This is a genomic window from Lactococcus formosensis (genome assembly GCF_037892375.1).
Taxonomy (GTDB): domain Bacteria; phylum Bacillota; class Bacilli; order Lactobacillales; family Streptococcaceae; genus Lactococcus; species Lactococcus formosensis.
In genome coordinates this window covers 39,128-53,818 of the sequence record NZ_CP141722.1, presented here as the reverse complement: position 1 = coordinate 53,818, position 14,691 = coordinate 39,128, and the positions used below count along the sequence as shown (strand labels likewise).

The 14,691-nt window shown below is 32.3% G+C and carries 18 protein-coding genes; 7 read left to right on the top strand and 11 right to left on the bottom strand.

Going from position 1 to position 14,691, the window contains the following annotated elements:
• Window positions 1-46 precede the first annotated feature (46 nt).
• The 9 genes from VNN39_RS10035 to VNN39_RS09995 all read right to left on the bottom strand — a co-directional run bounded on the left by VNN39_RS10035 (window position 47) and on the right by VNN39_RS09995 (window position 6,144).
• A complete protein-coding gene (locus VNN39_RS10035; RefSeq protein WP_338998161.1) occupies window positions 47-1,726 on the bottom strand; it encodes a glycosyltransferase family 39 protein in 1,680 nt (559 codons plus the stop codon).
• Window positions 1,727-1,792: 66 nt separating this feature from the next.
• Window positions 1,793-2,221: a hypothetical protein gene (locus tag VNN39_RS10030; RefSeq protein WP_338998159.1), complete on the bottom strand. Its 429-nt coding sequence runs from the start codon at window positions 2,219-2,221 to the stop codon at window positions 1,793-1,795.
• Window positions 2,222-2,307: 86 nt separating this feature from the next.
• Window positions 2,308-2,670, bottom strand: coding sequence for a hypothetical protein (locus VNN39_RS10025; RefSeq protein ID WP_338998158.1), 363 nt, complete (start codon window positions 2,668-2,670; stop codon window positions 2,308-2,310).
• Window positions 2,667-3,149 carry a hypothetical protein gene (locus VNN39_RS10020; RefSeq protein ID WP_338998156.1) on the bottom strand — a complete coding sequence of 161 codons (483 nt, stop codon included), beginning with the start codon at window positions 3,147-3,149 and terminating at the stop codon, window positions 2,667-2,669. The genes VNN39_RS10025 and VNN39_RS10020 overlap by 4 nt, the downstream gene beginning before the upstream one ends.
• On the bottom strand, window positions 3,146-3,514 hold the full coding sequence (locus VNN39_RS10015) for a hypothetical protein (protein WP_338998154.1): 369 nt from the start codon (window positions 3,512-3,514) through the stop codon (window positions 3,146-3,148). Before VNN39_RS10015 ends, VNN39_RS10020 begins: the two co-directional genes overlap by 4 nt.
• 254 nt (window positions 3,515-3,768) lie before the next feature.
• Window positions 3,769-4,041, bottom strand: coding sequence for a hypothetical protein (locus VNN39_RS10010; protein WP_338998152.1), 273 nt, complete (start codon window positions 4,039-4,041; stop codon window positions 3,769-3,771).
• A 136-nt stretch (window positions 4,042-4,177) separates the two neighbouring features.
• Window positions 4,178-4,429 carry a hypothetical protein gene (locus tag VNN39_RS10005; protein WP_338998150.1) on the bottom strand — a complete coding sequence of 84 codons (252 nt, stop codon included), beginning with the start codon at window positions 4,427-4,429 and terminating at the stop codon, window positions 4,178-4,180.
• Between the two features lie 990 nt (window positions 4,430-5,419).
• Window positions 5,420-5,872: a hypothetical protein gene (locus tag VNN39_RS10000; RefSeq protein ID WP_338998248.1), complete on the bottom strand. Its 453-nt coding sequence runs from the start codon at window positions 5,870-5,872 to the stop codon at window positions 5,420-5,422.
• An 11-nt stretch (window positions 5,873-5,883) separates the two neighbouring features.
• A complete protein-coding gene (locus tag VNN39_RS09995) occupies window positions 5,884-6,144 on the bottom strand; it encodes a hypothetical protein (RefSeq protein ID WP_338998247.1) in 261 nt (86 codons plus the stop codon).
• Between the two features lie 639 nt (window positions 6,145-6,783).
• Between VNN39_RS09995 and VNN39_RS09990 the strand changes: the two genes are divergently transcribed.
• From VNN39_RS09990 to VNN39_RS09960, 7 genes are all read left to right on the top strand, one after another.
• Window positions 6,784-7,536, top strand: coding sequence for an XRE family transcriptional regulator (locus VNN39_RS09990; RefSeq protein WP_338998245.1), 753 nt, complete (start codon window positions 6,784-6,786; stop codon window positions 7,534-7,536).
• Between the two features lie 609 nt (window positions 7,537-8,145).
• Window positions 8,146-9,537, top strand: coding sequence for a replication initiation protein (locus VNN39_RS09985; protein ID WP_339007313.1), 1,392 nt, complete (start codon window positions 8,146-8,148; stop codon window positions 9,535-9,537).
• A gap of 204 nt (window positions 9,538-9,741) precedes the next feature.
• A complete protein-coding gene (locus VNN39_RS09980; RefSeq protein WP_270265450.1) occupies window positions 9,742-10,506 on the top strand; it encodes a ParA family protein in 765 nt (254 codons plus the stop codon).
• 5 nt (window positions 10,507-10,511) lie between these two features.
• The gene (locus tag VNN39_RS09975) at window positions 10,512-10,835 is read left to right on the top strand and encodes a hypothetical protein (protein ID WP_338998239.1); all 324 of its coding nucleotides are present in this window, start codon (window positions 10,512-10,514) and stop codon (window positions 10,833-10,835) included.
• Window positions 10,836-11,176: 341 nt separating this feature from the next.
• Window positions 11,177-11,626 (top strand): hypothetical protein, encoded by a 450-nt coding sequence (locus tag VNN39_RS09970; protein ID WP_338998238.1) that lies wholly within the window; start codon window positions 11,177-11,179, stop codon window positions 11,624-11,626.
• A gap of 213 nt (window positions 11,627-11,839) precedes the next feature.
• Entirely contained in the window at window positions 11,840-13,276 is a 1,437-nt protein-coding gene (locus VNN39_RS09965) for a Y-family DNA polymerase (protein ID WP_338998236.1), read from the top strand.
• Window positions 13,273-13,449 carry a hypothetical protein gene (locus VNN39_RS09960; RefSeq protein ID WP_338998234.1) on the top strand — a complete coding sequence of 59 codons (177 nt, stop codon included), beginning with the start codon at window positions 13,273-13,275 and terminating at the stop codon, window positions 13,447-13,449. Before VNN39_RS09965 ends, VNN39_RS09960 begins: the two co-directional genes overlap by 4 nt.
• A gap of 33 nt (window positions 13,450-13,482) precedes the next feature.
• Here the strand turns inward: VNN39_RS09960 and VNN39_RS09955 are convergent, their stop codons facing one another.
• Window positions 13,483-14,163, bottom strand: coding sequence for an IS6-like element IS1216 family transposase (locus VNN39_RS09955; protein WP_001015311.1), 681 nt, complete (start codon window positions 14,161-14,163; stop codon window positions 13,483-13,485).
• A 92-nt stretch (window positions 14,164-14,255) separates the two neighbouring features.
• Window positions 14,256-14,597, bottom strand: a complete 342-nt coding sequence (locus VNN39_RS09950; RefSeq protein ID WP_338998214.1) for a hypothetical protein — start codon at window positions 14,595-14,597, stop codon at window positions 14,256-14,258.
• Window positions 14,598-14,691 lie beyond the last annotated feature (94 nt).

Genomic DNA, 14,691 nt, shown 5'->3' with positions numbered 1-14,691 from the left:
CAATGCTGTAGTAGTCTTTTGCGTAAAGTAAAAAAAGACGAGCATATTAGCTTGTCCTTTTTTTAATAGATAGCAACTGATTAATTCCAATAGCAGAAAATGGAATTAATAGAGTAAAATACGCTAGTAGATATCGAGGTTGAGTTTCCCAAATAAATTCATGGAACATAAATCCACCTATAAAAATCGTAAGAAGGAGCAAGTCCTCCAATGAAAAGTTCTTAAATTTTTTCACAATATAGATCATAGCACCCATGAATATTAGTATTATAAATGGTCTCTCTATAGATTTTAAGAAGAATTTATTATCTATACTCTTAATTGCAGCTGAACTCTGAAATTTTTCTCTGTTATTAATATATTGTTTAGCTGATGTAGACTGGATACCTTGAATTTTAGCAATATTTTCAAAAGGTAAAGAATTATAAATGTCCTTTTGGTTATCGTAACTCTCCTTTAAAAGCTTCTCACTCCCAAATGAAGCATCTCCCCAAGAAGCAACTTCTTTTTGAGCATAAAATTTTAATGCTTCTTTAGGATGTTTCCCCATATCCAATATTCTTGCCTTTATAAAATTTGAATAAATATTTTTTCGAGAATCTTTATCTTTTATAAAATCATGTTTTGTAGAGTTTTTATTATCCTTTTTATATTCTGCAAAAGTCCAGCTTTCAAAATCATTGAACATTCCTGGTTTTTTAAATTTATATCCCTTCATAGAATGTTCATCTGCAATTGCCATTGCAATCCAAGAAATAGCAGGCTGGGCCTCTTCTTTTCTATAATCTGTGACTAAAGATGGTATTGAAAGCTGAAAGAAAATTTTCATAAAAACCAAAATTATAATAGGTAGGAAAGATAAAAACGATTTATACGTGATTTTTCTATTTTTAATAATATATAAAACGATATATATGAATATTCCAATTGCAAAAATAATTGAATTAGTTTTTAAAATATAAGCTAAACCTAAAAGAATCCCTGATAAAATTATCTTACCGTTTTTAATTTTTTCAGATTTCATAAACTCAATAAGAAAGTAAGTAGACTGTAGTGCAAGGAATAAACTGATTAAATCATTATAAAGATAAGTAGTCATAAATGAGAATGGAAGAGCAAAGAAAAGAAATTGTATGCAGATCCTTTCAGACTTCTCATCGCCTAACTTTAATGTCAGCTTAGGTATAACATAGAACATCCCAATTACAGAAGCAATATTTACTCCATACATAATAGTCCATGCTTGTCTTCCTAAAACTTTAAATATAAACTGATACAACAATGCTAAACCCATATTATTAGGATAATAATTAGTGTAAGGTACTGTTATCCAATTATCGATTGAAAAGCCATTAATGACACTCCAAACATCAGAATAAGGAGGAGATGCAAAAATTACAGTCACTAGAATACCAATAAATAAAGTGAAACCTAATAGGTACTGATGTAACTTTTTTGTTGGTATTTTTAAAATATTTATTATTTTATAAAGTAAAAACTGAACTCCAGTAAAAATTAAACCTGTTATTAGAATAACTATTGGGTTATTTTTTGTAAATATTGTAGGAGTGGATGGATCAAAAGTTAGAAAGAATTGAATAAGTAAAATGCTTAACAACGCTAACAAACCTAGACTTCCCATAAAAATACTAAAATATTTTAATATACCTCTATTTTCATTATCATCTTCTACTTCTATTTTCTGAGTTAATCTCCTTGAATACACGAATAACTCCCTTCCTAAAAACTATTTCAATTTATTTTATCATAACTAACTTCATAAATTTTATATTTAGTTATTTTTTTCACAAAACTCAACTTTACTCTCGAAGTTTTTTTTATTGTTGAACGAGCTATTTATGAGTTGCTGAACAGCTTCTCTTTCCTCATCCTTAACCGTCTTTTGAAGTATAAGTTCAAGTATTTTATACCGCTCTTCTTCTGTCGCATGATTTCGAATAAACGACAACGTTGAATTATAGTACTTTGCCCGATTTAAGCGTTCTTTTCTTCCTCGCTCAAATAATTCTTTTTCCGATAATTCAGGAGCTTTAAGCGCTTCTTCAAGCTCAGGATGTATAGCTCTTGCTCTATTTAAAGTTTCGAGTCCAATAGACAACTTCTTTGCAATCGATGCAATGGATAAGCGTTCTGCACGCCAGTCTTTTATTTCCTCAAGATAAGGTGCGATATGTGATTCATACTTTGATTTTCTTGGCATAGTTTTATCCTCGATTCAATTTTATCATATTAAAAGAGGAGATAGAACGACTGAGATAAATATCATTTTGTAGACAATACCAACTATTATGATTGATTCATTTCTAATATTACTTTAGACATTTGTTCTAAAGCCTCATCGCTTTTCAATTTAGTCGATACTGATTGATCTACAGCTTCAAAAATCAATTTTTCTCGTATCTGCATCTCCTTTAGAACCTCTAGCAGAGCTTGTTCATCTACTAGTTCTGGAAAATGAGGCGTACGAAATTTATTAATTTCTGCTAATTCCTCAGAACAATCTGCAAGATGTTCTGGAAATCCTTCTACTCTGGTATTCAACTCAATTGAATATATGATTTCAAAAGGAGGAGTAGGATAACTTGCTGTAACAATTTTTTCAATAGCTTGTGTTATTTTTTCAGGTAATTTAATATCTTTATTATTCATACATGACCTCTTTCTTCCTCAACTTCTTTGCGATAGTCTTTATAATATTTTGCATAGCCTTTCATGATAGAGCTTGCCATTGCCTCTGTATCTTCTGAGAGAACAATTTCTCGCCCTCTAGCTTGCGCTGTAAGCTCCTTTTCTACTGCTTCCTCATATTGGGGTTGTTCAAACGCTTTAGGGCTTATACGGCTCATTTGAGCGCCATATTGGCTTCTTTCACAAATTACTTCGTCTTCCATTTTGATATAGGCAATATTTTCCCATTCTTCCCGAATGATTTTATCAACCGGCATTTTTATTTCTGGAAGATGTGTGTAGGTAGCCACCATTGTTCCTCTTGGGATTATTGTCTCAAAAGTAACTAAATCTTCAAATTGTTCCCCATGTACGGCTTGGGCTGAGTAAAATCTTAAAGCAAATTTTTTTGATTTATTTTCAATTAGAACTCTTAATACTTCGTTTTTTTCAACATTCATTTATTTTCTCCTTCTTTTAGGATTGCTTTCACGTTTTTATCAATTTTGTTCGGATCGTTGTATCCTTTTGTGACTTGACCGAGAATATAGGCGACTTCTTGAGGAGATAAACGTGTTTTGTTTTCCTCCTGAACATTTTGAGGTTCGTCAACTTCTTCTTCGATTGTTTCATAAACAACCTGCGAGCGTTTTGGCACATCTCCTGAATATTTTGTTCCAGGGAACATAAACACCCAAGCTAAGACATTAAATATACCCTTGCCTAACCAATAGAGTAAAAACAGTATCCCTCCAAAAAGAAACGTACTCAACCATAAAACTAAAACGGTCACACCACCAACATCTACACCACTCTTTCTGTTCATAGTACACCTCATTCTTTTTTCTTAAACAAAAATTAGCAAAGTCATATTATACAGCAGTGAAAGAACCGCCATAAAAAATTTTAAGATAATGTTTTGCTTATGAGTTATGTTAGCAAAGTTAATTGCTTCAAAAAATACAAGATTAGAAGTAAGCATTAAGATGACATCGCCTATTATAATTAATATACCCAAATGACATCTCCCTCCTACAGTTATATATTAGCATAAAGAAACGACGTCGTCAACTCTTTATGCTACTTTTTATTTTTTTCTCTCTCTAAATCTTTAATTTTAAATTTTATTATCCGTATTTGATCGTGAAGCACTTCTAATTGTTCTAGTTCCGAAAATGGTATCGGTACAGGCCTCGGCTTAAAAAGTAAGAACTTCCACAAGCTAGAAGTCTGATTATAATTTTCTTCTTTTACAAGATGCTTATAATAATTTTGGACTTTCGCTTGGAGTTTAAATTTTTCTATCTTCTTTCTACGCAACGTTCTTTTTAGACTTATCAATTCATCTTCCATTGATACGCTGCTCCTTAAATTTCAAAGTCCATTTCTTCTACATCACACATAAATAGTGGACATACAACAAAGTATTTAATCTTACTCATCAGGTGTTCTAATATCATAATTAACCTCTCTATACGTTTTGAGATATCTATCCTTCTTGAAATCTTTTATAGAATAACACCTCACTTAAAGGGGTTGGTTTAAAATTACCTTGTTCTAGTAGCAGCATGACATCATGGTATTTAATTTTTGAGTAAAGTACACCTACATACGGATAATCCTTAAAATTGCTGTAAAGTACCACATCATATATCGGACAATTGCTTGTTGCAAAGTGTTTTTTTATATCAATTAAACCGTTCATTTTTTGTTTGTTTTGCTTATCAATTTTTTTTGTCATTATTTCTTTTCCTAATATTATTTATAAAAAAAAGACCACACTATGTGATCCATTTTTCCCTACATAAGTCTATTCTATTTTTGATGTCCCAATTAATTTATCCCCTTTTTACTTAGACTATTTTTCAAATTTTATAGTCATAAATTATCAATTATCTTTTCATTATATTTTTGGTCGTCCATCGGACGTTAATAAAATTAGTCGCAGGGTATTTAGTTGACCCCAAACTCAAAGGTACTTTTACAGCGTCGCCGACCTTTATTGTAGCATACCCATACCTTGCAGGCAGGTGGTTCCATTCCCCATCATTTACGGTAGACAGTCTTGGTAAAGTTTATCTTACCTCAGTCGAAAGGGTCTCACATAAGTTTTTAACTTCCCTTTTTCTCTGTTCTCTTCTCATTTTAGGGTAATGAGCCACCCATAGTGTAAATGATGTGTTTTACAGGACAAGTCCTCACGTTCCAGACTATAAAACACTCCCTTTAGTAGCTACGCTGATAGAGGGGCGGACAGGCATTTTACTCTCCACTCAAGAAGTCTACCCAATCCGAAAACTGGATTTCTTACATCCAGCCCATGTATTCAATTGTAAAGGACAGTTACCATACGCTTCAACAGTCTTGTGCTTCAGCTTTCACGCAGAGGGTATATTGAGAAATGAGGAATCGAACCTCTACTTCTTTGCAGAAGGTAACCTACTTCTCTAAAATATATTAATCAATGTTTAGGGTAATGTCGATCTAGTGCTTAAATAAAGATATAAAACGAAGAATTGTAAAATAATAAGAATGATTATTAGTAAAACATCAAAACTATAAAGAGGTCTTTTAAGTCCAGATTTTTTATAAACTTTATCCAGTTGTCTCTGTCCATTCAACCAAATTATCTCTGCGATTAAGAAGCATCCGAGCAGGAACATAACAAAAATGGTTAAAAATGTTTTTGGTGTTAAACCGAATATCATTTTAATTTACTCTTTTCTAAATGTTAATGAAATACAACTATTCCATTCTGCCTTGCGAAATCAAAGGCTTCTAAAAAGAAACAATATAAATCAGACTTTTTTCCTTCCTCGTAGTGTTTCTTAAATGCTTGAAATAATTTTTCCGATTCTGTTGCTCCAAAATAACCTTCGTTGTCTGGAAATTCCCAAAGGTCATAGAAATCTTCACTTATTTTATACAACTCATCTCTCCACTTATTGTAAGTACCATAACTTCGTGATGCAGATATACTGTCTATTCGCCAATCATTTGTGAAATATTCCCCACCTTTTAATTCATCTGCTCGATGAGGAAAGTGAATGTTTTGTGAATCTAAAATATTTTTATAAACGACCACTTGAACGTTACTATAATCCACGTCTCCAAATTCGTCACGATTAACTTCATTCTCAGGAACTTCTTTGATATTTCTATATGCTGTGATGTCTAATCCCATATTTTTATTTCCTATCCTTTTCCTGTCGAACGCAAATCAGATTTACGATGCACTCTTTCAGCAACTACTTTTCTATCTTTGTAGACTTTATGAATGAGCTTAAAATTTTTCCTGTTTTCAATTGAAATTGGGTATTTTTTCCCATTTCGAGAAACCATTACATAAGGATAGACTAATTGTCCTTTTTGGTCTCCAAACATTTCAATTGTTGAACCATTAAATTTTCTCAAATGCCTTGGCATTATAACAAAATCTTTTGATTTTATATTCATCCTCAATTCCCCCTTTTGAATTAAACAATTTCTATAAAGCTCAGAATGCTTTATAAAATGAATATTGGATTTTAATTGCCTTGGCAGGAGTTGAACCCACTCTCTCTTCAAAAGGGTTTTCGTGGAGAGATATAACCACTATTATACAAGGCAGAAAATGTGACTGCTTGCCCACGGAGACAAAAGCCACAAAAAGCGGATAAAAGGATTTGAATCTTTACTATGTAAATTCTCTATTCACCTCAGGAATTTACACACCTAGATCCGCAAAAAAGAGCGTTAAACACTAACGCCCACATGGAATTAGGAAAAACTCCATGCTAAATAAAGCCTTTGCTTTCCCCTTGTAGAAATGTTATAATGGCAATATCTTACATTGCTTATTATTTCATTTGATAGGGTGCATCAGGCACTATTATACGATGATTATTTTTAGGTTTTCTGCTTAAATAGTTTTTCAACGTATCAAGTGAGAAATTAAGAGACATACCTTAGTTTACTCAGACATTCGTCGAGTGTGGACTGAGGTATTTTTTCTATACTTTTCAAAAGATAGTCTCTTTATTTACCTGTAAATATATAATAACTCTTAAAGAGTTATTTGTCAAGAGGTAAATAAAGAAAGGAGGGATTTAAATAATGGAATTCTCTGAAAGACTGAAGAAACTTCGATTAGAGTTTGGATATACTCAAAAAGAATTAGCTGAAAAAATAAATTTATCTTCACAAGGCGCATATAGAAAGTATGAGACTGGGGAAGGCAAGCCTAGAGCTGCAAAACTAGAAATGTTAGCTTCAATCTTTAATGTTACTGTAAGCTATCTTCTTGGAGAAACAGACATTCGTTCCTCTTCTGAGATAGTTGAAATTATGGAAAAGTTGTCTGAACCAAGACAATTAGAAACTTTGAATTTTGCTAAAAGCAAGCTACAAGAACAAAATGAAGAAAGAAAAATTATTCAAATTAATACCCCTTTAATTCCTTATGAGGTGGAAGAGGAAAATGCTTTATCTGCAGGTAATGGAGAGGGCTATACTTCTCTTGATAGCAAACAAATTGTTTATTGGGATAAAGAAGTAGATTATGATCGTGCTATCTGGATAAAAGGGGACTCAATGGAACCCGATTTTCATTATGGAGAAGTTGCACTAATCAAATATCAAACTTGTTATGATTTCCCTGGTCAAATATGCGCAGTTGATGATGTAGAACGGGGTCAAGCATATATAAAATCAGTTAGAGTAATTGACGATTATCTAGTGCTACATTCTTTAAATGATTCAGCTGATGATTATGGTAATTTACTATTTCCCGATAAATATATTCCATTAAGTGATAGTCCTAGAATTATTGGAAAAGTTGTGGATCATTTTACACCAATAGAAAAATAAAAAAATGGAGCAAAAGCTCCTTTTAACTTTTTTTTGAGAAATATATCAGTTACTCCAATTAAGAATAATAAGTTATAGTTATATTATATAAGTTACAGTTACAGTTACAGTTAAGGGCGATTTTTAAGGCTCAACCATGCGATTTATAAGGGTTTTAATCGTAAAAAAGTTGCATACAGTCGTAAAAAGGTTGTATACAGTCGTAAAAAAGTTGCATACAAGAGTAAAAAAGTTGTATCCTAGTCGTAAAAAAGTTGCATACGGGAGTAAAAAAGTTGTACCCTAGTCGTAAAAAAGTTGTACTTGTCCGTAAAAAAGTTGCTTATGCCGTAAAAAAGTTGTATTCAAACGTAAAAAAAGTGTATTTGCCCCAAAAAGTATTTTAAATCGTAAAAAAGTTGCACTTTTTTCTAGACAACTCCGTAAAAAAAGTGTATATTAGAAAAAAATAACTTTTAAATCGTAAAAAAGTTGTATTTTAGAGAAAATTTTATTTAGAAATAACTATTTTTTTTACTTTTATCTATATAATGCACTAAAAAATGCACTTTTTTTACGATTAATATGAAAAGGGGTCCTACAGGTACACTTTAAATGCGAATTGCCTGTATGTTTTTATTTGATTTAGAGGAGAGCCTAACTAATAATATGGATTTACTAGACGAACTAGAAGAAAATAAGAAATTTAGACAAGAAATAAAATATAGCCGTCAGCTACCAGAAATGTTTTCAACTGAAGATATTAACGCAACCAGTGAAAATATGACTTTTGCTATCTTAGGAGAACTTCGAGATAGGTATAAGGAAGGTGAACCAGTAACCTTTACATACCAAGAATTAGCAGAATTGGGAGGATTATGGTTTAAGAGGAAGAGTGGTAAGAGAAGCTTATATAACGGAAAAAAACTTCAAGAAGCTATGTATCACCTTCATGATGCTTTGAAAAACTTCGCTTATTACCAGGTACGAGAAACTAATGATGATGGTACTCCTAAATCTTGGAAAACTATAAATATTTTTAGTGTAATTGATTTTGATGGTTCAAAGAGAGAAGTCAAGTTAACAATATCAAATGCAGAGATAAGCCCTCAACAGATTGATGCACAAGGGAATATTATTGATGAACCACTTCATGTTTATGATTTAATTAATTCTAAGGACTGGAGTAGAGTTAAGCATCTTCAGTATGATAGAGAAATCAATAACAACCTCCCATCAAAATACTCTAAGAGAATTTACCGCTATATTAGTGAATTTAGAAGTTTCCCTAAAGGTACTAAAATGCGAATTGATGATTTTGATAAGAAAGTACTCAAAATATTAAAGACCGAAGAGGAGGTTCATCGTGATCAAAATGAGTTATTTGACTTAAGAAAAAACCGAAAAAAATATTTAGATAAAGCAATTAAAGAAATTCAAGAATTAACTACTCCTGATGGAGAACAAATTATAAAAAATCTTGATTATATTTATTATTTCTCTGGAAGAAAAATTCATTCAATTGAATTCACTTTTACACCGTTTAACGCAGACTTAGCCAACAAAAGTAAACTTAGCTCAGCAGTTAAAAGTACGCCTAAAGGGAAGAAAAGTCCTTTTGTTGAGGATGCAAGAATGGTTTTAAGTTACTTAAATTATTTGCATAGCATACGTTTTGAATATAACTCAGAAAAAAATATATATCAGCTTGTACCTAAAAATTCTGAAAGTATATGTTTTGATGTTGAAGACAGAAACCTAATTAAGCCCATCCTAGCTCTTCTTGAGAATGGTGTACCTGTAGAAGAACTTATGCAAGTTGAAGAAATGAAAGCTTTTGAATGGCGTGATAATACAGAAGTATTGAGTAATTTAAAACCTTCGGTTCTTTTTGGTAATAGATACTCTGAATACAGGGCTTATTTAAGTTATTTTAAAGAGCAATATCAAATTATTCAGGATTTAAAAATACCAGAGATACCTACAATCCCTATGGATGGTCCTTGGAATGGAAAGTGGTAACTTAAAAAAACTTCAACTACTTCTTCTTAGTTATTTAAGAATATAAAAATTTTGGAACTCCTTTGTATTACAGGGAGTTTTTATATGCTTACACACATAGTTATATGTGTGTAAAGATATATGTGTAAATTAATATACACATCACTTGACAACACATATAACTATGTGTATAATTATATATATACAATATAAAAGGAGAAAAGAATGGCAAGAACAACATCATTTGTAAATTTTAAAGGGGGGGTTGCCAAAAGTACAGACTCTCAATTTACTGCTTCTGGTCTTGCGGAGTTAGGCTATAGAGTATTATTAATAGATTTAGACCAACAACAAAACACTACTTATACTCTTATGCCAGACGGTATCTTAAATATTGAAAATAGTATTTATGATGTATTTATGCAAAAGAAAAATATTAAAGATACAATTTATAGTGTTGGTAATATTGATTTTATACCTTCAGTTCCAGACATGATGCAAATTGACTTTGAACTACAAGGAAAACCAGACCAACCTTATCGTCTTGCTGAAGCTTTAAAGGAAATCGAAGATCAGTATGATTTTATAATTTTGGATACTCCTCCTGCTTCTCCTACAATAATTATGAATGCTTTAACTGCTTCAGACGATTGTATTATCCCTGTTAAAGCTGATTCATATAGCTTAAACGGAATTGGCTTACTATCGAATAGTATCAAACCAGTTCAGAAATATACAAATAAGAATTTAAAAATTGCAGGTTTTCTTCTTGGTTTTTATGATAGTCGTTTGCTGCTGAGTAAAGGAATTAGAGAACAATTAGATGAACTTACTAGTATTTTTGATACAAAGATATTTAACCAATCTATTAGAAATGCAGTAGCACTTGCTGAAGCTCAAGCTATGAAAAAAAGTATATTTGAGTATGCTCCCAATGCTAATGTAACGAATGATATTAGAAAATTTATTGAAGAATATTTGGAAGGATAATAACAATGGCAACAAAAAAGAATTTTGGAAAAACTACGACTAATAATCCTGCTCTAGCTTTTTTAGGTGATTTTGAAGAGAAAAAAGAAAATAGCACTGTGACTAAAGAAGATACAAATAACATTGATTATGAGAAGAAAATTCAAGAACTTGAAAGAAAATTAGCAGAAACTCAAACTGCAGCAGAGACAAAAAGTGAGAGAGTTCAACTTTTAGTTTATCCATCAATTCTAAAAGGATTGGATGATATTGCAAAAAAAGAGAAAAAAAGTCGTAATGAAATAGCTAATCGTATTTTCAAAAAATATATAGATGAGTATAATGAGTAATCACATACACACATACACATACTCTTAACTGTGTATAAATATAATCATGCGTTCTTGATTTATATGTATATAATAACAAGTTTAAATATTTAAGTATAACAATATATTTATACGTTTAACCACATACACATAAGTGTATGTGGTTTTTTATATTTGTTTAAACATAAAATATAGTTCATTATATGTTTGTGTTTATATAGAAGTGTGTATGTGTACATACTTATGTGTTCGGTCAACATTAAATAATATTGAACTTATCAATATTATTCCTTGTAAAATATAAAAAATAGATATATAATATTGATATATTCAATAAAGAGTTTGAGTGGAGGAAATCGATAATGGAAAATAAATGTTCAAGCGATAAACAATTTCAGAATGCAAAAGGGCTATTAATTTTGCTTTTAAAACTCATTGAGAAAGAATCGAAGGGTTACTACCGATTTCAAAAAGCAGATAGCACAGGCTTATTCTATACTATAGGCAGAGGAAAAGTAAATTTTCGAATATCATCAAGTGAACGTACAGTAATCGACCAAATTACTCCGATTATTAGAGATATATCAATTGCTCAATTTATACTTGATATAGACCTCTTTTATAGAATGCAAAAAGTAATGCCGAGAAAAGGAATTCCATTGACTTCTAGAACGCATGAAGCAATGCTGAAATTCCTGGAAGTCCATCCCCTTTTTAAAGAACAGTTTAATCAAAAGGTAAAAATGATGATAGACGATGGAGAGAACCTCATGAAACTCTTTTACGAAGATACTGAAGTAACGTATAAATAATATTAAAAGACAGATAGGAGGAATCGCTATTAAATTTGCAGTTATAAATGAAGAAGGACAATATTTAAATTTCAAAAAAGATAAAAATAGAGAGGACGATCTGTCAGTTCCTATTTGGAGTAGTAGCTTTGCCATGACTTGGATAGAGGAAGTCGCAAGTTATTTAGCTGACCTCTATGGAGGGAAAATCACACAGATGTAGAGTAGATAAAGATGAGGATTGATTATGATAAAGAGCCACGTAGGGCTATCTTCTTTGAAGATGTCAAATCAAACTATGCATCCATTGAATGTGTTCAAAGGAAGTTACACCCCTTAACAACTTCTTTATGTGTTATGAGTAGGTCAGATAATTCATACGGACTTATCCTGGCATCAAGTCCTAAATTTAAAGAAGTATTCGGTAAATCAAATGTGAGTCGAGCACGTGATTTGCCTTTTTTAATTGAGTCAAGAAAGTTTAACTATCAAAAGTGGTATGAAAAGCATACAGATATTCATGGACAACGTACAGAACCAACACTCGAATACGTGGCTTTTATAGAGAGTTGGGCGAAACGTACCTATATTGTTCCCCCTCAAATGGCCTTGTACATTGAAGAAAATATACGTATGCAAAAGATACTGTCAGGCTACACTTCCTTTGAGGAAATTCATTCTTATTCTATTGATGAATCCTTCATGGATGTTACAGAGTCTCTGAACCTTTTCTACCCGGATATAAAAGATAAGTATGTGCAAATGGATAGACTTGCTCAAAAGCTGCAGAGGGAAGTTCTTGCACGTACTGGCTTATATATTACAGTAGGGATGGGTGACAATCCATTGTTGGCAAAGATTGCAATGGACAACTATGCGAAACACAACAAGAATATGCGAGCCCTTATCCGTTATGAAGATGTGCCTGAAAAGATATGGTCTATACCTAATATGACTGATTTTTGGGGGATAGGAAAGGCCACAGAGCGGACATTGAATAAGCTTGGAATTCATTCAATAAAAGACCTAGCAAACGCCAACCCTCAACTTATCAAAAGAAAAATGGGAGTGGTTGGACTGCAGCAATTCTTTCATGCCAACGGCATCGATGAAACCAATGTACGTGACAGGCACATAAAAAAATCTGAGAGTTACAGTAACAGTCAGATTTTACCTAGAGATTATGAAAGAAGAGAAGAGATCGTGCTTGTGATAAAGGAAATGGCAGAACACTTGGCCATTCGATTACGTAAGGGAAAGAAGTTGGCAGGAGGACTTTCTTTATGGGTCAGACACTCTTATCAAAGCAATGCGCCATCAATTAAAGTGTCCTGTATAATTGACCCCACACAAAGCACGTTGGTGATTCAAAATGAAGCCTTAAGAATATTCTCTTCAAAGTACCAGGGCGAACCGGTACGAGAAATTGGGATAGGGGGCTTTAACTTATCAGATGAGAATATAAGGCAACTCACACTCTTTGAAACCATGCTTGAAGATGATAAAGAAGTGAGCAAACAAGAAGCACTGCAGAGAGCTGTAGATGAGATCAGAGAGAAATTTGACTTTACTGCTATACAAAAAGCAAGTGCATTAGCTTCAGGCTCAAGAGTACTAGAGAGACATAAAATGATAGGCGGACACGCTGCAGCAAGAGGTGAAAGCATATGACAGTAGACCGATCATACAGTGAATATGAAGCCATCAGAACTTATCATGACCGAGGAATGATGAAGTGGGGGGCTTTTGCGACAGGAGAGTTATCTGAAGCGCAGAAGAAGTTTATAGAAGAGCAGGAGGAAGAAGAAAATGGTAACGATAATGGTTCTGTTGCAAAGTTTTAAATAAAGAATAAAATCCCTTACGGTATCTATGATTTAAGCTGGGATTCCCAATAATACCTTGATTTCAGTACAGACCGAAAACCCGAAGAGAGTGCCTTCTTTTCGGGTTTTCTTATATAATCCTCGGATGGCTTCCATACCTTTAATCGTGGTAGAGGCAGTGCGTAAACTTCGATAGAATTTATTGCGTCTCTTTACTGGACGATGGTCTTGTTCAATCAAATTATTCAGGTATTTAATGGTACGATGTTCTGTCCCTTGATAAAAGCCGTATTCTTTTAGTTTCTTAAAGGCACTTGTAATAGAGGGGGCTTTATCTGTGACTACAACCTTCGGTTCATCAAACTGCTTCACTAACCGCTTAAGAAAAGCATAGGCTGCTTGTGTGTCCCGTTTTTTACGTAACCAAATATCCAAGGTTAAACCATCTGCATCGATGGCTCGATACAAATAATGCCATTTTCCTTTAATTTTGATGTACGTTTCATCCATTTTCCATGAATAAAAGGATTTTTTATTTTTCTTTTTCCAAATTTGATAGAGTAGTTTGCCATATTCTTGCACCCAACGATAAATCGTCGTATGAGAAACGTTAATGCCACGATCATATAAGATTTCTTGAACTTCACGATAGCTAAGGTTATAACGAAGATAGTAGCCCACGGCTACAATAATCACATCCTGCTGAAATTGCTTTCCTTTAAAATGATTCATCGTCATTCCTCCTGCTATCTTTTTCTATTATTCTACCTTATTTGATAGTAGATTTAAAACTTTGCAACAGAACCGCTTTTTTTCTATATATACTATTCTTCAGTTGCTTCTTTAAGCAAATCTATAACTGATGCTACTTCCATTCCATATATTTCATCATAATATTCTCTAACTAATTCTTTTTCAGTTTCATCAAGTGTCTTTTCAAAGAATTTGTTATAAATTTCTTCTCCAAATTCACTATAAATATCGTCTGCTTCAGACATATCTTTATTAATTAAATCCAAGGCTTCATCGATATTGCTAGTGAGGTGTCCTTCCCCTGCTTGATATACAATCACCTTTTCATTAAACATTGCTAATTCATTAGGAGTGATACTGATAACATCTCCTGCTCCATTATCCAACTCAATAATTTCATTTTTGATATTCATTTTATTCTCCTCTATCCGTTTTTCTCTATATACATATTATAACATAACGAAATGACGTCGTCAACTCATAACTTAAGTATTTTATCTTTATTAT